A 21,331-nucleotide genomic window follows, 5' to 3' on the forward strand; every position below is an offset into this window, starting at 1 on the left:
CGCCGGCAAGTCATCCCTGCCAGCGCCATGGGTGGCATGTCATCGATTGCCCTTCGCCTCGCTCTTGAGGATATCCTCGAGGGCCTCCGGAGTGTCATCATCGGCGAAATAATCATCGGATTCTGCCAGCGAAGCCTCAGGCGCTCGCATCTCGCAGCACACCTTGTCGTAGAACCTGGTACGGCTGCGCCCCTCTTTCTCGAACATAGCGGCGGTATCTTCGGCATTGGCCGAGAAGCGGAGCGCATTGCACACGCCTATCTCGCCAGCCACCTTCTCCACATCCTGGTCGGCACCGATGTAGGTGAAGGTCCAACCCATCTGACGGAGTTCCTGGACGAGCGACTTAATCTGGCGACCATTCCAGGTGCGCGACGCATTCTCATAGCCGTCGGTGATGATGGTGACGAGCACGCGGTCGCCGTGGCAGACCCGCTGCTGGAGCTCGCTGATGCAGGTGCCCATGGCGTCGTAGAGGGCTGTGCATCCGAGCAGAGGATAGTCGGCGCTTGTGATGTTGCGGGCTTCGGCGATGGGCTTGGCAGAATAGATGCGGTTGAGGAAATCATCGCCGGCACTGAACGATGCCAGAGTAACATACTGCTGCAGCTCGGGGTGGGTCTCCTGCGCCCTGCTAATGGTGGCAAGGGTCTCGTTTACGCCTGTGAGTGCCTGGTTGTAGATGACTTCCATCGAGCCTGAGGCATCGAGGATGACGAGGTTGTAAATCTTCTGAGTTTCCATACTTGTGTTTTGAAAATGTTGAACTTCTTGTTGTTTGACAGTGCAAATGTAGGCAGTTTCAGCCACCTTGCCAAGAAAAAACATTTTGCAAGACTTGCAAAGCTGGGGTCTCTCGCCGCTGCGCCCTCTGCCAGGTCCAGCCCTCTCCCGTCGCTCCCCCACCCCACGCCGAGGCTGTCGGAGCGTGGGCGACCGAAGAATGGGCTGTCGGGCATAGCCGTTGGACATCAAGAGGCTTGCTATCAATCGTCGGCAAATGACCATCGTCATAGTCGCCGTCGACAAAGTTAGTGATATTTTGGATATCGCGGATGATTTCAGCAAGGTTTTTGTGGCGAAGGTGGAGAAATACGCTGCGGAGGGGGATGTCAAGTGCGATTTGCGTCGCGAAATCATCATGGCAAAGGCTGAAACGGAGGTATCCGAGTTGTATTTCCATAATTCGCACTTCGGTTTCAGGATGGAGGTGTATATATAAATAGGTGTGCATCTGCTATACCCCCGCTGCGCCCGCATCGCGGGCACGGACATGAATGGGCGCTTTGATTTATACGACAAAAGTAATAACCCGAGTTCGGGATAAGAAAATCTTTATAAAAGTTGTAATCTCAATAATTTCTATTACTTCTATGGTTGTAAATATGCATCTGTCGGAAACCTGGCATAGCAAGAAAAAACGTTTATCGCCTATCCCGAACTCAGGTTAATATTTAGCTGGTCCTGATTTTAACAGGCATTAATGATTTTCCAAGAATAAAGGTCGTCTGGATAAGCCAAACGACCTTCAAAAATATTGATTCAAATTGCATTTTTGCCTTTTTCTGTTATGATATATCTTTGAGCCTTACTCTTTGGCTTGTCTGGTAGAGTCATTGCTACCCACTCTTTTTCGATCATCACATTGAGTACAGACTTTCGGAAGCTATCCCTATCCTTATAGCCACATACATCCATCAATTCTTGAATGTGCTTTTCACCAGTCAGCAACACAGATAATACTGTTTTCTGTTGTTGATTTGATGTCGGTATCATGTCGGTTTGATATCGGTTGTTCGCCCGACATCATGCTCTCTCTGGCAAATTTTATCACAACATTATGACCTTCTTGATACCAATCAGGCTCCTTGATATTCTGTCCTTTGCATTCATCCATGATTCTCTTGGCACCAGATCCCCAACTCTCAAGACAAGTAGAGAGGTAGAGCACATCAGCAATCGTAGGATTGAATGGATGGGAATGAGATGATGGTAATAATAGATTCTTAGCACAAGAAGCGCAAAGAAGATGGTATTCTGCGCAGTTTCCGCCGCCCGATGTCTGCACATATATATAAATAGGTGTACCACCACTGCGCCCGCATCGCAGCCATGGGCATGAATGGGCGCAGTGGTTTATATAACAAAAAGTGGTGGAAATGTTTTGCTGGATATAAAACAATTCGTAATTTTGGATGATTGAAAACTTATCGTTTTCAGGTGGGCTGGGCACCATGACCCAGCAATCGTCAAACCGAGCCGGGGTGGCATCTCTGCCCCTGGCATGAATACAAACCGAAGACCTATGCAATACCCTCTGATTTCAGAATATGTAGCAGCCATACGCGACGCAAAGGAAAATCTGGACAAATTGGCTTACTTGGAGCCAGTACTCGACAATCACGGCGAGCCCTGTCGCAGCAACGGCGACTTTGCCGTAGTGTTCAAGATGAAAGACCCGAAGACGGGGCGAAACTATGCCTTGAAGTGCTTTACCGACGAACAGGAAGGCAGGGGCGAGGCTTATCGGCAGATAACCGAGGAACTGGCGTCTGTCGACTCGACATATATCACTGCAGTTAAGTATCTGGAACAGGAGCTAAGTGTCAATGACGAGGCGTTTCCCGTGCTGCTGATGGACTGGGTAGACGGCGAGACGATGGAGACCTACATTGCCGACCACTATGCCGACAGCCATGCCATGGCCATGCTCTGCTACCGTTTCTGCGAAATGGCAGCATGGCTCCGCGCGCAGTCATTCGCCCACGGCGACATCAAGCCCGACAACATCATGGTGCGCCCCGACAGCACTCTGACGCTGGTAGATTACGACGGCATGTATGTAGCAACCATGAAAGGTAAGAAGTCGCCAACCATCGGCACCAAGGACTTTGCGCATCCACTGCGCACCGTAGACGATTTCGACGAGACCATCGACGACTTTGCGTTGGCAGTCATCGCCCTCTCGCTCAAGGCCATATCTCTCGACCCGTCTCTCTACACCACCTACGGAACCTCAGACCGTCTGCTGTTCGCAGCCAGCGATTTTCTTGACCTGAGCAAGAGCAAGGTATTGGCGGCATTGCAGAGCCTGCTGGCCGACGAAGAACTCAAAACCCTGCTGTCCATGTTTCTCATGGCAAGCGCCAAGAAAAGTCTGTCCATGTGCTCATTCAGTCTGTTTGGTCTAAAAGTGCCCCACTGCGAGCAGCCGAAGGAGGAAGAGGTGCTGGGTACCGAGGTGACGGAAGAAGATATAAAGAATGGTATCAGAGATGAACGGGGCGTGACGTATAGCAAGGATGGGGAAAGGCTGCTAAAAGCTCTTGGAAGGGCTTTATCTGGCCACTATATGATAAAGGAAGGCACAAAAGTAATTTGCAATGAGGCGTTTTCCAACTGCAGATCTCTGACCAGCATCAATATACCGGACTGTGTGACAAGCATTGGGAACTCTGCATTTTATGAATGTATTTAGAGCCTTATAACTAACCATAACTTACTATGACTAACTAACCATAAAGTATTGATTTTCAACACTCTTTGTTTTTTAATACTTTCTGAGTGCTTTTTGGCAGTTCCCGATTTTCCACATATTTTTGCAGCGTATTTCTACCGTGGAGAATTTGCGGAGCTTTTATTTTGTCATATTGTGAACGTAGTTGACAAGGGTTTACGAGTGGTTACGATGAAGGACAGATTTGAAGCTGATAGGCAAAAAGCGTTATATCGTGGATTGGGTTGACAAAGGTTGTCAATGGTTCACTTCCGTTTACTCCATAGGTGGAATACTCAAAGTATGTAGAACATAGCAATATCATAGAGTATGAGACCGACAAGAAAATGTGAATTTTGTGGCAAGACATTCGTGCCAAGAAGCGGTATGCAGAAATACTGTTCCGAGGAATGTCAGGCAGAGGCAAAACGTCTTAGGAAGAAAAGACAGCAGGAATTGATTAACGGTATTGAGCCAATCATGGATCTGCAACATCAGGAGTATCTTACCTTCTCCAAAGCTGCCATTCTGATGGGATGCACCCGACAGTATATCTACAAACTTGTGGCTAACGGAAAGTTGAAGGCATCAAGATTGAGCAGCAGAATGGCATTCGTAAGAAAGGCTGATATAGAGAAGATGTTTGAGGGTAATCCCTACAAGCGTGTGATTCCTGCCAGCAAGAGCAAACCCAATAAAAAGGCAAAAGCAGAAAAGCAAATACGAAAGCAGGAACCGACAAAAGGGAAAGAGGAGAATGAGGTGCTTGACTATTATTCTGGTGAGGAAGTGATGTCCATTTATAAGGTCAAGAAGTCTTGGCTCTACACCTCCGCCAAGCGCAACCAGATACCGATGTGCCGTATCGCTGGCAAGAACTATTACAGCAAACGGCATATTGATGAGTTCTTCGGTACTGCCGTTGACATCAACAGCATCACGGAATGGGTGACTGCTGATGATGTAGAGGATGCTTTCAGTATGAGCAAGTCGGCACTCAGGGCATATGCATATCGTCATAAGATACCCACCAAACGTGAGTATGGTCGCACCTATTATTCCAAGGAACATCTTGAAGAACTGCGCAGGACTGACCTCATGAGCGATGACAACTATTATACCACCGAACAAGTGCAGCTGTTGTATGGTCTGACAAGTGCCAATATCTGCCATATTGTGAGAGTTCACCATATTAGCAAGGTAAAAGTGGGTGTAAAGAACTTGCTTTTGAAGACGGATGTGGAGCGAGCAATGGCGGAAAGAGCAGCAAAAGGACTGTGATTTCAAATGATTTCAGCATTATCCATCAATGACTGCAAATAATTGGAGTCACGGAAGTATCATTCAGTTATTTTGCAGCCGTGAAGAGACACTTCACCATGAATAATCATCAATAATACATATCAGTTATGAGCAACATTTGCAAGACCGTATCATTGCGTACACGCAAAATCAAGGACGGACACATGCTGTCCTATTATCTTGACTATTATCCTGGCTATCGTGACGAGAGCACGATGAAAGTCATCCGCCATGAGTCGCTTGGCATCTACATCTATGCCAAGCCGAAGAACCAGACGGAACAGAAGTACAACCTCAACCTTACGGCAAGAGCCGAGGCGATACGCTGCCGTCGCTTCGAGGCTATCGTCAACGAGCGTTATGATTTCTTCGACAAGGAGAAGATGAAAGGAGATTTCCTCGCCTACTTCAAGAAACTGGCGGACAAGAAGAACTCCAAGTGGCAACACGTCTATATGCACTTTCGTACCTTCACGCAAGGCAAGTGTACCTTTGGAGAGATTAACGTGGATTTGTGCAACAGGTTTCGTGAGTATCTGCTGACAGCACCACAGGGACTGCATAAGAACAGAAAGCTACATATCAACTCGGCAGCCAACTACTGGTCAACTTTCCGTGCTTCAATCCACACTGCCTATCGTGACCGCAAGATAAAGGAGAACCCGAACGGTTTCTTGGAGCGTATCGAGACAATCCCGACTGACAAGGAGCATCTTTCACAAGACGAGGTTATCCGCTTGGCATCCACACCATGCTCTGCTCCTGCCTTGAAGCGAGCCTTCCTGTTCTCTTGCCTAACGGCATTGCGAAAGAGCGACATCAAGAAGCTCACTTGGGAGGAGATACAGCCATACGGCAGCGATGGTGTGATGTATGTCACCACACGAATGCAGAAGACAAAAGACATCGTGCATAACCCAATCAGTGAGGAAGCCTTGGAACTGATAGGCTATTCACCAGATAAACGAGGCAAGGTGTTCCCCGATTTCAAAGACTCCATGACGCAGGCACCATTGAAGAACTGGCTGAAAGATGCAGGGATTACCAAGCATATCTCCTATCATTGCTCACGCCACAGCTTTGCCTGTCTCCAGTTGGACGCAGGAACAAGTATTGCCGTAGTACAGCGTTATCTCGGTCACAAGAATGTGGCAACAACAGAAGTGTATGCCAAGATTTCCGATGCTCAGAAGCGTGCTTCGGTTGGCTGTATCACCTTGAAGAAGTAACCATTTGACAATAATACGCAGAAAAGGACTGTTGGAATGATAGTGTTCCAATAGTCCTTTTCTCGTTTTGTTGGTTCTATTTGCTGTCGTGGATAGAACCAATTCGACAAATACATTCCAATTTCTGTTGATATTGAGGAGGAACTGCAAATATCCCTTTTCTTTGCCCTTACCTTTGTAGTCAGCAATTAGCAGCAACTGACGTTAACGAGAAGTTTAAAGTATGATTCAGAGTATGATATCATATTAGAACGCTAATAAAGCGTAAAAGAAAGAGTGCCAGAGAACGTAAATACGGTTTTTACATGCTTCTGCATCTAATTTTGTGGAAGTTTTTGAACGAATAACAATAAAACGAATACAATAATGATAGAAAACAAGACAACTTCAGATTGTACCATCTACGCTTTTGTTGGTACAGCAATTCTTGCCATCTCTCTTGTCGTGGCGATGTATGTAGGCAATGACTTTCACCAAAGTCTGTTTGTCGAGTCAATCATCTTTGTAGGAAGCAACATCCTGCTTTGGGCGATATTCATTTCTATGGTGAATTATCCCTATGAACTGATGACCATTGGTAGCAACAGCAAGACAAAGAAAAACGTTGTAGAAGCAGAGTCAGCAACAGAACAAGAACAGCCAATGCAAACCTTACCACAAACAGAGCCAGCACAATACAGTCATGAAGACTATGCCAAGCGTGTAGAGGCACAAGAAAAAGAAGCGCAGGAGGAAAAGGACAAGCGAACAAGAGCCGTACTTGACTATGTGCATCGTACCATGTCAAGGTTTCTTTATGAGGAAGATTTGTACAAGGTAATTGAGGCTGTCAAGGAATGGAGCAACGACACCAACTATACCCCGATAGCAATAAACCGTTTCAAGAAGACGGTTGAGAATATTCCTTTAAGGCACTTCGTGTGGAATATCGCAGAACGTTTGGGTAAGCGTGATTACACAATGGCAATGCGAATAGCCTTTGTCAAGGCTTTATTTCCAAAGCCGTTTGAAGGCTTGGACTACAGCACATTGAAGAACCTGAAAGCACCATGTTCCAATGATGTCATTCCTATTGACGAGCCTGCCAATGGTGAATATGATTTCCATGATGTGACGGAGGAAAATCCCGAATAATCCCCATTGTTAGAGTTATTCCTTCGTGAATGACAAATGACTGTCACGAACCTCAGTAACGGAAGCATCATTCTGTTCCTTTGCACCAGTTATTAACAAAGTATCAGAATGAATAAGGAATTAACTTTCAACGACCTTCCAATGGTCGTTGCCCAGCTTCGGGATGAAGTGGTGGGCATGAAGCAGATGATCAGCAGTCTGCAATCACAGAACAAGCCACACAAGGCGAACACGCACATACCTATGAGTGTGGAGGAAGCATCGGCATACCTGAAAATGCCGATGGCAACTCTCTACATGAAACTTGGCAACGGCAGCATTCCCGCCACCAAACCTGGCAAGCGTTATTGCCTCTATCAGGATGAACTTGACAAGTGGCTGGAGACTAACCGCAAGAATCCTGTACCTCTCACAGCAGAGGAGGAGAATGCAGCCATTCTTGCAGGCAACAAGCGCAAGCCGAAACCCTTAAACTGGTAATATCATGGATGCGCTTGAACTATGTAACAAAATCAACATGGAAGCCGAGTCTTTAGCGGACTCAGGCTTCCCTCTTGAGGTATTTCCACAAAAAATGCAGTCCATCATCATAGACATGGTGGTGCATGGCAATTTCAAGGTGGATTATGTCGCCATGTCTATGCTGTCGGCAGCATCTGCGGCTCTTGGCAATACCTATCGTATTCACGTTAAGCAGGATTGGGACACGAATGCCGCCCTTTATATCATATTGGTTGGCAGACCTGGCATGGGCAAAACTCCACCATTACAGCTTGCATACAAGCCAATTCGGGAGTATGAACGAAAGCTGTTTGACAAGTTTTGCTATGAACTTGACCTATATGAGGCAGCATGTGCAACAAAGGAAAGCGGAAGCAAGGAAATGAAGAAGCCTATTCTGAAAAGGGTCACATTGGATGACTTTACATTGGAGGCTCTGGTATTGGAGCATTACAACAACTTGCGTGGCATAGCCATCAACTATGATGAAATTCTCGGACTGCTTGCCAATACAGACAGGTATGGGAAAAATCCCATGCTTGAACGCCTACTTTCCATCTGGAGCGGATGCCACTTGGAGAACACACGTGTCAAGAATGACCGCCCACAACGTGTAGAAGAGCCATGTGTCAACATCATCGGTACAACACAGACCAAACGAATGAAGGAACTGATGGCTTCCAAATTCATGGATACAGGTTTTCTTGACCGTATTCTGGTTGTATATCCCAAATCCAAGAAAGTTCCACACTGGCTGGATGAGGAAGACGGCCATGTGCGCCAGAGCGAGGCTTCAAGAAAATGGGCTGACATCATCGGGAAAATCTTTGGACTTGACTATGCAAGGTGTAATGACACAAATGAATGTTGTCCAAATATCCTTTATATGGACAAGGACGCACACTCCCTTTTCTTTGGTTGGTGGAACAGAAATGTGGATGCCATCAATGCCATAGAGGACGATGAAGATGTTGAAACGAGGGTGATGAAGCACAATACCCACGTCGCACGCATTGCCTTATTGCTCCAAGCTCTAAGATACGCCTGTGGCGAGAGTCATCTGCAAAGTATTGATGTGGATTCCATAAAAGGAGCATTACTGCTCAATGAATATTGTGAGAATTGTTATCAACGCTGCCGAGCCTTTGTTGCTGAAGACACATGTGATTCTATGTCCAAGGAGTTGCTGTATCTGTTGGAAGACAGTTTTGACACAAAAACAGCCATAAAAACAGGAATGGAGAATCTGCATGTTACAGACCGTACTGTGATGAACTATATAAAGGAGCTTATGAAGTCTGGACTAATCACAAAGGCAAAGAAAGGATTTTACGAAAAAGTAAAGTTCGAAACAGGACAGGCAACTGAAACATAAACCAACCTGTTTTCAGTATTCATTTGTTTCAGTTTTTCAGTTGACAAGTGCGTAACTGAAAACATGAAAGAACTGAAAGCTGAAATTCACCAATAATTCATTTCAGTTACGATGATGAACGAGTATAGATTTCACTTGGAGAAATACAGATCGGGTAATCGTTACACATGCCCGAATTGTGAGCGCAAGCGTTGTTTCACAAGATACATAGATGATGAGGGGGAAGTATCCTTCCCTGACAATGTAGGCAAATGCGACCATGAGCATAGTTGTGGGTATCACTATACTCCTAAAGACTATTTCCGTGAGCATCCAGACTTTCTGTCTAAGGACAAATTGCCTTATCCGACAAGAAGGAATACCCAACCGAAAGTCGTAGAAAAGCCTATGTCCTATATTGCCAACGCTATTATGGAGCGTTCCTTGTCTCATTACGGAATCAATCCGTTATACCAGTACCTTTCCAAGGTCTTTGGTGAACAAGAGACAGAAAGGCTGATGAAGATGTATCATGTCGGAACATCCTATAAGTGGGGAGGCTCAACCATTTATTGGCAAGTTGACAAGGATGATAAGGTGAGGACTGGCAAGGTCATGCTATATAATCCCAAAGACGGACATCGTGTGAAAGAGCCACGTTCTTATGTTGGATGGGCGCATGCTTTTCTTCATCTTCCAGATTTCAACTTGTGCCAATGTTTCTTTGGTGAGCATTTGCTGGCACAGCATCCCACAATGTCGGTCGCTATTGTCGAGAGTGAAAAAACTGCCATAATCGCATCCCATTTCATCCCCAATTTCATCTGGCTGGCAACTGGAGGTATGCATGGCTGTCTCAACCAAATCGCTGTCAAGGTATTGGGAGGTCGGGACATCATTCTGTTCCCTGACCTTGGAGCAACGGACAAATGGAAATCAAAAATTCCATTGCTGCAATCTGTTTGCAAAAGGGTTGTCATAAGCAACATCTTGGAAGACAATGCCACCGATGAACAAAAGACCAAAGGTCTTGACATTGCCGACTTCCTGCTGATGACGGAAACACCGCAGATGGCGCTACAAAGGCTGAAAAAGCAACATCCGCCACTCCAACATCTGATAGACAGTCTTGGGTTGGTGTTGGTGGAAGAGCCATAGCAGAGTGGGTAAGGATCTGCGAGCACGCTTGCGTGACGGACTTTCACAAAAGTCCTAAACATAATAGGGACTTTTAGATTCACTTGCTGACGCTGTTCACTTAAAAAATCCTTCTATTATGCTCAGGCTCCGCCCGAGACCTGTCACCAGTCATACTATAACAATGTTACAAACTCCAACAAGATTCTTATGGAAAGAAACATACCACGTGCCGCCATTCATGTAGGCACAGACAAGAAATCGTTCTCGTCCCAAGTGGGTAACGAGGCGGAACGCAGAGGTTGGGACGAGAAGCGTTACCAACTAAAAAACGCGGACATAGACAAGAACAACCATTATAACTACTCACGCAAGAGACTCAACTTTGAGATAGTCAAGGATGGAAAGATAGTGCCTCTTGGTTCCCAGTCGGTGCCGTTGCATGAACGCTTGCAGCACAGACTTGATGAACTTGGCTTCAAGCCGTATATGGATGCCAAGCGTCCCGACCAAGTTTCAAGGAACAGTCCGAACTGCACTGTCGGCATCATCTTCAGTGGTGACCATGATGTGCTTAACAGGCTTGCCTTTGGTGAACAGAAACTCAACACGTCAGATCCAAATGCTGACCACAGCAATGTGACATTACAAAAAGGCATCTATGACTGGGCATTGGACACCTACCGCTTTGCATGTGAGAAATGGGGAGAAGAGAATGTCATCGGCTTTGATGTGCATTGTGACGAGACAAGCATCCATGCCCATGTGCAGACCGTGCCTGTAGAACAAGTAAAGAAACGTGGGCGCATCGGAAGCAAGTACATTCACAAGGATAATCCAGAAAAGGTTCTCTCTACAAAGGAATGGAGAGCACTTCCAAAAGAAGAACGTGACAACTACACAAAATCGGAAGTTGCAAAGGGTGTTGTTGAAAGGGTCTCTTATGCCAAAGTGTGGGGAGAACGAGCAAAGGATAAGTCACAGTACTTATCACAACTTCATACCGACTATTACAACAAGGTCGGTCATAAGTATGGCTTGGCAAGAGGTTTCTCCTATGATGAACTTTCAGAGGAAGAGAAACGGGGACGCAAGCATAAGAACAAGGTGGTACTTGAAGCGGAACGTCAGGCAAAAGTCGCTCTTGACAAGGTGGAAAAATACGCTGTTCTTGCCACTATTGACAAGCAAGATCTCACCTTCCCTCTTCTCAATATCAAGACACCTGTTCAAGAGGCAATGGATGCCGTAAAGAAAGAACTTGCCATCCCTATTCCTACTCTTATCGGACAAAAGGCATGGCGTGAGGAGCGTGTAAACAACATCAACGCAGCTATCAAAGCTCTTGTCGTAGCCATCAATGCAGAACGTGACAAACAGAATGAAGGTGTACGCAAGTCTGTCAACAAGACATACACTTACTATATGCAGAATCTCAATAAGCAGATAGAGGAGAACAAGTCACTTCGTGCCGAGAATGATGCGCTAAAGGCAGAAAACAACAAAGTCAAACAACGCATCTCTCAACTTGACGAGAAGGCTGTGGAGCGAGTGACTACTCAACTTGTCTATGCGAAGGAAGAACTCGCCAGTGCCAAAAGTTATAATACCACACTTATGGAAATGTACAATGATTTGAAGGCTCGTTGGAATGCCATTTGGCAAGAGCCAGAAATGACTGATGCATGGAGACGAGTGGAAGCACGAAAGGAGGAAGGTGCAAAAGAAAAGGCTCGGCAAGAAGCCGAAGCTAAACGTGAAAGCATGGCTCGGCAAAATAGATACATAGGAGTGCTTGACAAGTTCATCCATGAGGGACATGAAGCTCTATCTTCCTTTGCCAAGACAGATAGAGTCAACTTCAACGAGAAAGAATCGGCTTCCATATACTATGGCATTATGGCATCTGCTGTAAAGCATAATATTGGATTGGACTCTAAAGCCTGTATAGAATCGGCAACAAAAAGGTTCTTGTCTGATATGTCTTGGCATGGTTTTACAGACTTCAAGCAGGAATGTGTCACCAGTTGGACAAAACTCTTCGCCACAAATGAAGTTCAATTCACAGACAAAGCTATTGACAACTTCCTCGCTTTTGTTGACCACATGTCATGCAGTGCAGACACATACGTTTCGCTTGGTGGCTCCAATGGTTGTGCCGACCAACTGACGAATTGGGATGGAACACAGAAGATAGGATTGGGAGCAATTAATAATAAGCCCTATCGTTCATCACGAAGATAAGTATTGTATAAAAGGTTGTAAAAATCAAGATGTGAGATTATCTAAAGCTTATCTCACATCTTGACTATAAAGGTATATTATTTCATTTGTGTTTCTTCCTTTTATTCTTCCCCATAGTCTGCCGTCATAGACGCTATGTAGAAGGCATTGGAAGTGACAACAGTTGCATTCTTGCTAATAGGAGCGACGAAATCTATTTGCGTATATCCCAATTCGCTTACACCTGCAACGACTTCCATCTGCTTGAATTGATATTTTACGTCATTGCCTTCTTTGTGTTTTTTTTCAAGCACGAACACATATTGCTTGCCATTGGCATTTACAATAGCATCGTCAGGCAAGGCTGGCACATTTTGTTTGCCCATACTGATGATGCCTGTCACATACATGCCAGGAATAAGTTCAGTGATGTTCTTTGTATCAATACCGACACGTACGGATATAGCCTTGGTGTCAGAATCCATCGAGCGATTAATTTCTCTTACTGTTCCCTTGAAATGAATATTCGGGCTATTGGTGATGACGAAATCTACTTTCTGCCCTTTAGCAACTTGATTGATATTGCGCTCAAAAACATTCAAGTTGCAGAACACAGCGGCATTGTTGGCTACTTGCATCAATGATTGTGAACTTTCCGTATAGCTTCCACTCTTTATGCTTATCTTCGTCACGATGCCAGAAATTGGAGCAGAGATAGCTACCTGCCGTATGATTCTGTCTTGTTTCACAAGGTTGGTGTTAATGCCAATTTGACGGAGCTGGTTGTAAAGCCCTGTCTGGCGAGCCAGTGCCATCTCGTATGCTGCTGATGCCTGTTGCAAGGTCTTTTCCACTCCTGCCTTCTGTGAAGCCAATGTCTTTTGGCGTAGCAACTCCTGATGTGTTACATTGGTCTCTTTTACAGCAATGAGATAGTCTTTCTGCAATCCTACGATTTCGGTATTCTCTATGTGTGCAACCACTTGACCTGCTTTCACCAGCTGTCCTTCTGTTACATAAATTTTGCGGACAACACCTCCTACGAGAGAAGTCACGTCTGCCATATCCTGCGGGTTGAGCTGAAGTTCGCCATTGGCACGTATCACATTGTTGAGAGAGCGACTCTCAACCTTGCCGAGCGTAATGCCAACCGTCTTTATCTGTTCTTGAGTAAGTTCAATGGTTTCATAGCCTTGCTCCTCTACTTTGTTTTCCTTTACTTCTTCCTGCTTGCCTTTTGTGCATGATGCAAGAAATATGCTGATGACAGCAATGATGATGATATTAAATGTTTTCATTGTTTATTTCCGTTGAGATAATTGATATTGATGATAGCTTGATTATAGTCGTTGACAGCATCTATGTAACGAAGTTGTACATCAAGAGCCGAAGTTTGGTTTTGTATGTATTCCACATACCCCATTTCTCCGTTCTCGTAGTTTATCTGAGATAGTTTCGCCATGAGTGCTGCCTCGGCGTTGCCTTGTCTTTCGTAATAATCAAGAACTTGTTTTGCTCTCATATACTCATTTGTGGCATCACGCATAAGCGTTTTCTGCTGCTGTTCTGCCAATGCACGCTCATTCTGCACCAACTCCACATCACGTTTGGCAGCCTTGACTTTTGACCGATTGCTTTTCCAAAACAGGGGTATGCCGATGCCTACCTCAAATCCCATGAAGTTACCTTTGGAAAACCTACTTCTGTCAACATTGTAAGGATTGAATCCTTTGATGACAGCCTGTGTTGTAAAGCCGAGAGTGAAGCTTGGCATATACCCCTGCTTGGCAAGCGAAACACTACGTTCATTGCTTATGAGGCGTGCTTGCATGTTTCGTCCAAGTGGCGTGTCTGAGAAATTAGTTTCCCCAAGATTCGCGTCATGTAGTTTTGCCAACCCCTCGTTTTGAGGAGTGAAGTCAGTATTGGTATTGATGAGCTGTTTCAACTGCAATAAATATTTCTTGCAGTCATTCTCTGCTCTTTGCAAACTTATCCGATTTTCATTCAGCAATCGTTGTGCATTCATCTGTTCCAACTGGTTAGCCTCCCCCGATTTGTACTTAGCCGATGCCAGTTGCAGAAAGTGCTGATATACGCTGTCTTGCTTTTGCAACACGAGCAAAGTGCTATGTGCATGAAGCCACGAGTAATATGCAGATGTTACATCTCTTACCAACTGGTTGCCTACTATTGCCACCTGACTTTGCGCAACGGCAGTCTCAGCTTTCAAGAACTTGTTTCGGGCGTTATACACCGTAGGAAAATCAAAGGTCTGGCTTATCAAAATGCCATTGTCTGGACTTCCGCCAGATGTCGGATCTTGGCTGAGCGTTATAGAGGTCTTTTCAATATCAAATGTTGTACCCTGCAAGTCTTTAGCTTTTCCAACTGCAATTTGCCCATTTCTCATATATAGGCTGTTGTCAAGAGCGAGGTCTATGCATTGTTGCAAAGACCAACTCTCATTTTGTGCGTACATGGAGGCGAATGCCATAGACAGTACGCCTAATATAAACAATCTTATTCTTGTCATACGTTTGTTTCTTTTTTCTTGGTGAATGTCTTATAAATAGATGGCAAGACAACAAGTGTCAATATCGTGGCTGTTACCAATCCGCCGATGACCACAGTAGCCAACGGTCGTTGAACCTCAGCACCGTCACCAGTTGACAAGGCCATAGGCATAAAACCTAAGGAAGCTACCAATGCGGTCATGATGACAGGACGAAGACGGAGCATACAACCATCTATCACTCGTTTTTTTACATCCGTCACGCCTTCTTTCTCAAAAGTATTGAACTGTCCTATCAGTACAATACCGTTCAGTACAGCCACACCAAAGAGGGCAATGAAACCTACACCTGCGGAAATGCTGAAAGGCATACCTCGCAGGCATAAAGCCCACACACCACCAATGGCAGAGAGAGGAATGGCTGAGAATACGAACAAGGTTTCCCTGATATTCTTCAACGTAGCATACAGCAAACCCAAAATGACGAGCAATGCCAAAGGAACTGCCAGCATCAAACGACCGGTTGCCTCTTGAAGATTTTGGAATTGACCGCCATAAGTGTAATAATAACCTGCTGGCAATTTTAGTTCCTTGTCTAAAACCTCCTGAATTTCATCTACTGTGGTCTGTATGTCTCGTCCTCTTACATTGAAACCGACAAATATCCTTCGCTGTCCATCCTCATGTGTAACCTGTGCAGGTGCATCAGTCAATGTAATCTGTGCTACTTGCTGGAGAGGAATTGTTCCACCATCGGGCAGAGGAAGGTACAGACTTTCTATAGCTTTTATATCATTACGTAAGTCCTTGTCCATACGCACCACCAAGTCGAATCGCTTGTCGCCCTCAAACACATATCCCGAGCGGCTTCCTGCAAAAGCAGTTTCAAGCACCTTGTTGGCAGTTCTTATCGAAATGCCATATTTAGCCAGCTGATCTCGGTTGTACTTTACTTGAATCTGTGGCAAACCTTGTACTTTCTCGACAAATGGGTCAGACACCCCGTCAACACGCTTGATAAGAGATGCCACTCGCTTTGCGGATGCTTGCAGAGCATCAAGGTCGTTGCCGTATATCTTGATGGCGACATCCTGCTTAATACCTGTAATCAGTTCGTTGTTTCGCATTTGGATTGGCTGTGTCAATTCGGCTTCCATTCCAGGAATAGCTCCCAAGGCTTCTTCCATCTTTTCCATGAGTTCGTCCTTTGTCTTGGCAGATGTCCATTCTGCTTTCGGATAGAGGGCTATAAGCATGTCTGCTCGTTCTATAGGCATTGGGTCGGTTGGAATCTCTGAACTACCGATGCGAGTTACCACCTGCTTCACCTCCGGGAACTTAGACTTCAATATCTTTTCTGCCTGAGTGCAGGTCTTCACCATCTGAGAGAGTGATGTACCTTGTGCCATGCTGATTTCGGCTGCAAAGTCACCTTCTTCAAGATTCGGGATAAACTCACCGCCCAAACGAGTGAAAGCGAAAAGGCTGATGCCGAACAGCAGCACCATGGAAGCTATGAGCACCTTGCTATGTTGCAGACTTTTGGTGATGATAGGCTTATACCAACTCTGTAACTTGTTTATCAGACGGTCTGACAAATTAGTCTTATGTACACTTTCCTTGCTAAGAAACAGAGCACTTGCCATTGGTACGTAGGTAAGCGAAAGGATAAACGCTCCAAGGATGGCGAAGAAAATGGTAAGTGCCATCGGACGGAACATCTTTCCTTCTATACCAGCCAATGTAAGCAATGGCAGATATACCGTCATGATAATGATTTCGCCAAAGGCTGCACTCTTACGAATCTTGGAAGCGGAATGATATATCTCCTTGTCCATCTGCTCTTGTGTTAAGCGCAAGCCATGGTATTTGTCACGACTGATACCTATATGGTGGCATACGGCTTCTACGATAATCACTGCGCCATCCACGATCAAGCCAAAATCAATGGCTCCCAAACTCATGAGGTTTCCGCTGACACCAAACAACCGCATCATACCAAAAGCAAACAGCATAGCGAGCGGAATGACGGATGCCACCACCAATCCTGCCCTATAATTACCCAAGAACAGAACGAGTATGAACACAACAATGAGGCCACCCTCGATAAGGTTGCGGGTGATGGTTCCAGTAACACGGTCTACCAACTGAGTGCGGTCTATGAATGGTTCTATGACTACACCCTCTGGCAGACTCTTCTGAATCTGCGCAATACGCTCTTTTACGTTCTTAATAACTTGCTGGAAATTCTCACCTTTCAGCATCAGTGAGATACCTGCCACCACTTCACCCTCGCCATTGCGTGTAACTGCACCATAACGTGTGGCATAACCATATTGTACTTTTGCAATGTCACGTATCAAGATAGGCGTGCCATTGACTGTCTTGACAGGGATACGCTCTATGTCTTCGAGTGTTGAAACAAGTCCCAAGCCTCTGATAAAATACTGGTTACTATTTTTCTCTATGTAGCTTCCGCCTGTGTTCTCGTTGCCTGCTTCAAGGGCATCGTAAACTTCTGTAACTGTAAGACCAACAGCATTGAGACGGTCGGCATCCACAGCCACTTCATACTGCTTCACATATCCACCCCAGCCGCTGACTTCTGCAACGCCAGGTGTTCCTGACAATTGCTTGCGGACTATCCAATCTTGGATGGTACGTAAATCTGACAAACTGTATTTGTCCTCATATCCCTTCTTTGCACGAATGGTATAATGGAATATTTCTCCCAAACCAGTAGTGACAGGAGCCATACCTATGGTTGCCTTACCTTGTGGTATGACTTCCTCTGCCTCCTTTAGTTGTTGGCTTACCTGCTGCCGAGCCCAATATACATCTGCATCGTCATCAAAAACCAATGTAATGACAGACAAGCCGCTGCTACTGATGCTTCTGCGTTCTTCCACACGTGGAATGTTGGCCAAAGCCATTTCTACTGGAGTGGTTATAAACTGCTCTACCTCTTGCGCTCCCAATGATGGAGCTTGGGTTATCACCTGTACTTGATTATTTGTAATATCAGGTGTAGAGTCAAAAGGCAACTGCGACAACGACCATGTGCCCCATATAATGAGCACCAAGGTCAACATACCTATAGTTACCTTGTTCTTGATTGATAATTGAATTATTTTTTGAAACATTTCTTTATCGTTCTAATTATAATTGTATAGTTAGTGCTAGTCCTCCTTGTTGTCCGTTATAATATGGATAGACAGTGTTTGTTCGCTTGGACTGTTTGTTGTGCATCTTGCGTGAAATCGGCTCATATAACTTGTATGCCAATTTCGTACACAGAATACCCAATCCTGCTCCAAATGCCACGTCTCCTATCCAATGCTTGTTGTTATACACACGCAATGCTCCTGTACTTGCAGCTATGACATAACCACCTATACCTATCCACGGTGAAGTGTCCTTGTATTCTTGCCACAAGAGTTCTGCCCCCATGAAGGCAACTGTTGTATGCCCAGATGGAAAAGAATTGCGACGTGAGCCATTAGGACGCATCTCTCTTACTGTGTATTTCAAGCCATTTACGGATATAGCCGTCAGCAAACTTGACAACCCCAACAGCATCGTTTGTTCTTTTAGGTTATGACAACTTTTTACTCCGCACAGATTTAATGCCAATACGCTTACAGCTGGCACATACTGTGTATAGTCATCAATCCCTATGGCTATTGGCTTGTGGGTTATAACCTCATGTCCGATAGCATAGTTCAGCATCCTGCCTTTATTCATAACAATAGCCTCTGCCGTTCCATACGACATAAGTGACATTGGTATAATATAAGGCACGACACTTGACCTCTTCATAGAAGTCATGTCTGTGCTATCTTGTGTGAATGTCAAGCTGTCTTTGCTTTGTGCATACGACAAAAGAGGAAAAGCCAGTGCGCCAAGCGCCAGAATTTCCTTAATTGACATTTTGCAATAACTAATGCCTGTGCTCCAAACACTGAAGCACTTGCAAGTTCATAATAAAAATGATTGATTTGTAACTATACCTTCCATATGAATAGGTATAGTCGCTGTACGTTGCCCCCCTTAAAAGAAACAACGCTATTAGAAACGATAAAAAGGAGGTGCCCTAAGTCCATTTATCCGCAATAGTTCCGCCTTTATAATAATAGGTATGCGAGTGTCAAACACCGTCTTAGTTGGTTCTGACACCCATCCCATAATACGAGATAAAGCCCATACTATTGCATGATATAAATAATGTATGTTACTTGTATGTAAAGTCTTTACTGACACAACATCCCAACTGCCTTGTTCGAAGCACTTTGTTCCATCGTCCTTATGTGACGTATGTTTGTCATTGTCAGCGTTGTCGCTATTGCAATGCTCCACAACGGTACATACCGCACTTTCGTGATGATGGTGCGGTATAAACGACAATGCCAACAAAACAATTGTTGTCAAAGCCAAAATAGTTATGTAGAGCTTCTGCTTCATTATATTTTCAATTTGGCTGCAAAGATAGCAAATAAACTTTGCAACTCGGTTGCAAAGTTATATGTATACCATTTTTTAGATGCGTGAACCATAGTAAAATCTGTATGACTCCTTTGCTTTTCATACTGCGGTTTCAGTAGAAACACCTCATCCTATCCCTTTTCATTGGTTTTTGGTGTAACTAAAAGTTAAATACGTTAAATATTACCTTTTCGTATCTAAACAGAATCCACATAGCCACTTTTCTACCGTTTAGAGCCTATAATACTGATAATCAACTAATAATAGATACTCCTGGTGCTATTCTTTGGCCAGCATCAACATACCAGACAGTGTTATCAATATGGAAGGAAATCCATTTGTACTTTGGCATGGCTCTTTATGTTGTGAATCAAAATCATTTATATATGAAAGCCATGTATTATTCAATGCTGACAAGACTACTATTATCGCATATAGAGCAGAAGATAATATATATAACATCCCGACTACTGTGACGAGCATTGGAGACTCGGCGTTTCAGTGGTGCAGTTCTCTGACCAGTATCAACATACCGAACAGTGTTATAACCATGGGAAACTCGGCGTTTTACGAGTGCAGATCTCTAACCAGTATCAACATTTCAAACAGCGTGACAAGCATTGGAGACTCGGCGTTTTACAAGTGTAAATCACTGGCCAACATCAACATACAGGAAGGTGTAATAATCATTGGAGACAAGGCGTTTTCCGAGTGCGAATCACTGACCAGCATCAACATACCAAACAGTGTGACAAGCATTGGAAACTCAGCGTTTGCCGAGTGCAAATCTCTGGCCAGCATCAACATACCAGACAATGTGACAAGCATTGGAAACTCAGCGTTTGCCAGGTGCGAATCTCTGGCCAGCATCAACATACCAGACAGTGTGACAAGCATTGAAGGCGGGGCGTTTTACGGGTGCAAATCTCTGACCAACATCAGCATACCAAACAGCGTGATGAGCATTGGTAATTCGGCGTTTTTCGAATGCATATCTCTGACCAGCATCAACATTCCGAACAGCGTAACGAGCATTGGAGAAACTACTTTTTTCAAGTGCAAATCTCTGACCAGCATCAACGTCCCTGACAGTGTGACGAGCATTGGAGACGGAGCGTTTCACGAGTGCAGATCTCTAACCAGTATCAACATTTCAAACAGTGTGACAACCATTGGAGACATGGCGTTTTACGGGTGCAGATCTCTAACCAGTATCAACATTTCAAACAGTGTGGCAACCATTGGAGATAGGGCGTTTTCCGAGTGCGAATCACTGACCAGCATCAACATTCCAAGCAGTGTAACAAGCATTGGAGACTCGGCGTTTTCATACTGCAAATCACTGACCAACATCAACATCCCGGACAGTGTGACAAGCATTGGAGACTCGGCGTTTTCATACTGCAAATCACTGACCAACATCAACATCCCGGACAGTGTGACAAGCATTGGAGACTCGGCGTTTTACAAGTGTAAATCACTGGCCAACATCAACATACAGGAAGGTGTAATAATCATTGGAGACAAGGCGTTTTCCGAGTGCGAATCACTGACCAGCATCAACATTCCAAGCAGTGTGACAAGCATTGGAGAATCGGCGTTTTCATACTGTATTTAGAGACTCCGAAACTACCATGAACAACAAAAACTAACCAAATCTAAACTATTGAAATACAAATACTTTTAGAATTTAACACTTCAAAGGCTGTTTTTGGTTGCTTCGGAAATTCCCTATAAATTTGCAACGTATTTCTACCGCAGGGAATTTACGTGGCTTTATTTTTGTCATATCATGAACATAGTTGACAATGGTTTACGACTGGTTACAAGAGTTGACATCTTTTTGACCTGCTTTTGCGAAAAGCAATATCGTGGAGAAAGTTGACAAAGGTTGTCAATAGTTTACTTGTGATTACTTGCGGATAGGTACAACAAAAGGAATGTTGAACCCATAAATA

Annotated in this window: 18 protein-coding genes and 1 pseudogene; 10 read left to right on the forward strand and 9 right to left on the reverse strand. The window is 44.7% G+C overall.

The annotated features are described in order from the left end of the window. Positions 1-39: 39 nt before the first annotated feature. The 4 genes from CIK95_RS04755 to CIK95_RS13630 all read right to left on the reverse strand — a co-directional run bounded on the left by CIK95_RS04755 (position 40) and on the right by CIK95_RS13630 (position 2,236). Complete coding sequence (locus CIK95_RS04755; protein ID WP_094466424.1) at positions 40-744, reverse strand: VWA domain-containing protein; 705 nt, start codon at positions 742-744, stop codon at positions 40-42. A 58-nt stretch (positions 745-802) separates the two neighbouring features. Further along, complete coding sequence (locus CIK95_RS12775; RefSeq protein ID WP_144007736.1) at positions 803-1,183, reverse strand: hypothetical protein; 381 nt, start codon at positions 1,181-1,183, stop codon at positions 803-805. 359 nt (positions 1,184-1,542) lie between these two features. Beyond that, on the reverse strand, positions 1,543-1,776 hold the full coding sequence (locus CIK95_RS13280; RefSeq protein WP_094466426.1) for a Fic family protein: 234 nt from the start codon (positions 1,774-1,776) through the stop codon (positions 1,543-1,545). Then, positions 1,718-2,236: an ATP-binding protein gene (locus CIK95_RS13630; RefSeq protein WP_144007737.1), complete on the reverse strand. Its 519-nt coding sequence runs from the start codon at positions 2,234-2,236 to the stop codon at positions 1,718-1,720. The genes CIK95_RS13280 and CIK95_RS13630 overlap by 59 nt, the downstream gene beginning before the upstream one ends. 69 nt (positions 2,237-2,305) lie before the next feature. Here CIK95_RS13630 and CIK95_RS04770 point away from each other — a divergent pair, with 69 nt between their 5' ends. The 9 genes and pseudogenes from CIK95_RS04770 (at position 2,306) to mobV (ending at position 12,397) form a co-directional block, all read left to right on the forward strand. Continuing rightward, positions 2,306-3,478, forward strand: a complete 1,173-nt coding sequence (locus CIK95_RS04770) for a leucine-rich repeat protein (protein WP_158215094.1) — start codon at positions 2,306-2,308, stop codon at positions 3,476-3,478. 348 nt (positions 3,479-3,826) lie between these two features. Further along, positions 3,827-4,777: a helix-turn-helix domain-containing protein gene (locus tag CIK95_RS04775; protein ID WP_044074745.1), complete on the forward strand. Its 951-nt coding sequence runs from the start codon at positions 3,827-3,829 to the stop codon at positions 4,775-4,777. A gap of 128 nt (positions 4,778-4,905) precedes the next feature. Further along, positions 4,906-6,027, forward strand: coding sequence for a site-specific integrase (locus tag CIK95_RS04780; RefSeq protein WP_094466428.1), 1,122 nt, complete (start codon positions 4,906-4,908; stop codon positions 6,025-6,027). Between the two features lie 366 nt (positions 6,028-6,393). After that, on the forward strand, positions 6,394-7,161 hold the full coding sequence (locus CIK95_RS04785; RefSeq protein ID WP_094466429.1) for a hypothetical protein: 768 nt from the start codon (positions 6,394-6,396) through the stop codon (positions 7,159-7,161). A 108-nt stretch (positions 7,162-7,269) separates the two neighbouring features. Beyond that, positions 7,270-7,641, forward strand: coding sequence for a helix-turn-helix domain-containing protein (locus CIK95_RS04790; protein ID WP_094466430.1), 372 nt, complete (start codon positions 7,270-7,272; stop codon positions 7,639-7,641). Positions 7,642-7,722: 81 nt separating this feature from the next. Continuing rightward, positions 7,723-7,791: pseudogene (locus tag CIK95_RS13635) on the forward strand (hypothetical protein); the annotation flags it as partial. Beyond that, positions 7,781-9,037 (forward strand): DUF3987 domain-containing protein, encoded by a 1,257-nt coding sequence (locus CIK95_RS04795; protein ID WP_371591378.1) that lies wholly within the window; start codon positions 7,781-7,783, stop codon positions 9,035-9,037. The pseudogene CIK95_RS13635 and the gene CIK95_RS04795, both read left to right, overlap by 11 nt. A gap of 114 nt (positions 9,038-9,151) precedes the next feature. Then, a complete protein-coding gene (locus tag CIK95_RS04800) occupies positions 9,152-10,174 on the forward strand; it encodes a DUF6371 domain-containing protein (protein WP_173849863.1) in 1,023 nt (340 codons plus the stop codon). 189 nt (positions 10,175-10,363) lie between these two features. Beyond that, complete coding sequence (mobV, locus tag CIK95_RS04805) at positions 10,364-12,397, forward strand: MobV family relaxase (RefSeq protein WP_094387146.1); 2,034 nt, start codon at positions 10,364-10,366, stop codon at positions 12,395-12,397. A 101-nt stretch (positions 12,398-12,498) separates the two neighbouring features. Here mobV and CIK95_RS04810 read toward each other — a convergent pair whose 3' ends face one another. The 5 genes from CIK95_RS04810 to CIK95_RS13140 form a co-directional block, all read right to left on the reverse strand. After that, positions 12,499-13,674, reverse strand: a complete 1,176-nt coding sequence (locus CIK95_RS04810; protein WP_094387147.1) for an efflux RND transporter periplasmic adaptor subunit — start codon at positions 13,672-13,674, stop codon at positions 12,499-12,501. After that, the gene (locus CIK95_RS13285; RefSeq protein WP_082030915.1) at positions 13,671-14,912 is read right to left on the reverse strand and encodes a TolC family protein; all 1,242 of its coding nucleotides are present in this window, start codon (positions 14,910-14,912) and stop codon (positions 13,671-13,673) included. The genes CIK95_RS04810 and CIK95_RS13285 overlap by 4 nt, the downstream gene beginning before the upstream one ends. Continuing rightward, positions 14,909-18,034 (reverse strand): efflux RND transporter permease subunit, encoded by a 3,126-nt coding sequence (locus tag CIK95_RS04820; protein WP_044074737.1) that lies wholly within the window; start codon positions 18,032-18,034, stop codon positions 14,909-14,911. Before CIK95_RS04820 ends, CIK95_RS13285 begins: the two co-directional genes overlap by 4 nt. Before the next feature lie 16 nt (positions 18,035-18,050). Continuing rightward, complete coding sequence (locus tag CIK95_RS04825) at positions 18,051-18,821, reverse strand: phosphatase PAP2 family protein (protein ID WP_044074736.1); 771 nt, start codon at positions 18,819-18,821, stop codon at positions 18,051-18,053. 138 nt (positions 18,822-18,959) lie between these two features. Next, complete coding sequence (locus CIK95_RS13140; RefSeq protein WP_052485229.1) at positions 18,960-19,352, reverse strand: hypothetical protein; 393 nt, start codon at positions 19,350-19,352, stop codon at positions 18,960-18,962. A 343-nt stretch (positions 19,353-19,695) separates the two neighbouring features. Between CIK95_RS13140 and CIK95_RS04835 the strand changes: the two genes are divergently transcribed. Next, positions 19,696-20,991, forward strand: a complete 1,296-nt coding sequence (locus CIK95_RS04835) for a leucine-rich repeat domain-containing protein (RefSeq protein WP_094466432.1) — start codon at positions 19,696-19,698, stop codon at positions 20,989-20,991. The last annotated feature ends 340 nt before the right edge of the window (positions 20,992-21,331 follow it).

This window comes from Prevotella sp. P5-108 (genome assembly GCF_002251385.1).
Taxonomy (GTDB): domain Bacteria; phylum Bacteroidota; class Bacteroidia; order Bacteroidales; family Bacteroidaceae; genus Prevotella.

Excerpts from the sequence above, each read along its gene's own strand:
- mobV (WP_094387146.1), top strand. The coding sequence starts at position 10,364 with ATGGAAAGAAACATACCACGTGCCGCCATTCATGTAGGCACAGACAAG.
- CIK95_RS04820 (WP_044074737.1), bottom strand. The coding sequence starts at position 18,034 with ATGTTTCAAAAAATAATTCAATTATCAATCAAGAACAAGGTAACTATA.
- CIK95_RS12775 (WP_144007736.1), bottom strand. The coding sequence starts at position 1,183 with ATGGAAATACAACTCGGATACCTCCGTTTCAGCCTTTGCCATGATGAT.
- CIK95_RS13140 (WP_052485229.1), bottom strand. The coding sequence starts at position 19,352 with ATGAAGCAGAAGCTCTACATAACTATTTTGGCTTTGACAACAATTGTT.
- CIK95_RS04755 (WP_094466424.1), bottom strand. The coding sequence starts at position 744 with ATGGAAACTCAGAAGATTTACAACCTCGTCATCCTCGATGCCTCAGGC.
- CIK95_RS04770 (WP_158215094.1), top strand. The coding sequence starts at position 2,306 with ATGCAATACCCTCTGATTTCAGAATATGTAGCAGCCATACGCGACGCA.
- CIK95_RS04785 (WP_094466429.1), top strand. The coding sequence starts at position 6,394 with ATGATAGAAAACAAGACAACTTCAGATTGTACCATCTACGCTTTTGTT.
- CIK95_RS13280 (WP_094466426.1), bottom strand. The coding sequence starts at position 1,776 with ATGATACCGACATCAAATCAACAACAGAAAACAGTATTATCTGTGTTG.
- CIK95_RS04780 (WP_094466428.1), top strand. The coding sequence starts at position 4,906 with ATGAGCAACATTTGCAAGACCGTATCATTGCGTACACGCAAAATCAAG.
- CIK95_RS04775 (WP_044074745.1), top strand. The coding sequence starts at position 3,827 with ATGAGACCGACAAGAAAATGTGAATTTTGTGGCAAGACATTCGTGCCA.
- CIK95_RS13630 (WP_144007737.1), bottom strand. The coding sequence starts at position 2,236 with ATGGTGCCCAGCCCACCTGAAAACGATAAGTTTTCAATCATCCAAAAT.
- CIK95_RS04810 (WP_094387147.1), bottom strand. The coding sequence starts at position 13,674 with ATGAAAACATTTAATATCATCATCATTGCTGTCATCAGCATATTTCTT.
- CIK95_RS04835 (WP_094466432.1), top strand. The coding sequence starts at position 19,696 with ATGGAAGGAAATCCATTTGTACTTTGGCATGGCTCTTTATGTTGTGAA.
- CIK95_RS04825 (WP_044074736.1), bottom strand. The coding sequence starts at position 18,821 with ATGTCAATTAAGGAAATTCTGGCGCTTGGCGCACTGGCTTTTCCTCTT.
- CIK95_RS04800 (WP_173849863.1), top strand. The coding sequence starts at position 9,152 with ATGAACGAGTATAGATTTCACTTGGAGAAATACAGATCGGGTAATCGT.
- CIK95_RS13285 (WP_082030915.1), bottom strand. The coding sequence starts at position 14,912 with ATGACAAGAATAAGATTGTTTATATTAGGCGTACTGTCTATGGCATTC.
- CIK95_RS04790 (WP_094466430.1), top strand. The coding sequence starts at position 7,270 with ATGAATAAGGAATTAACTTTCAACGACCTTCCAATGGTCGTTGCCCAG.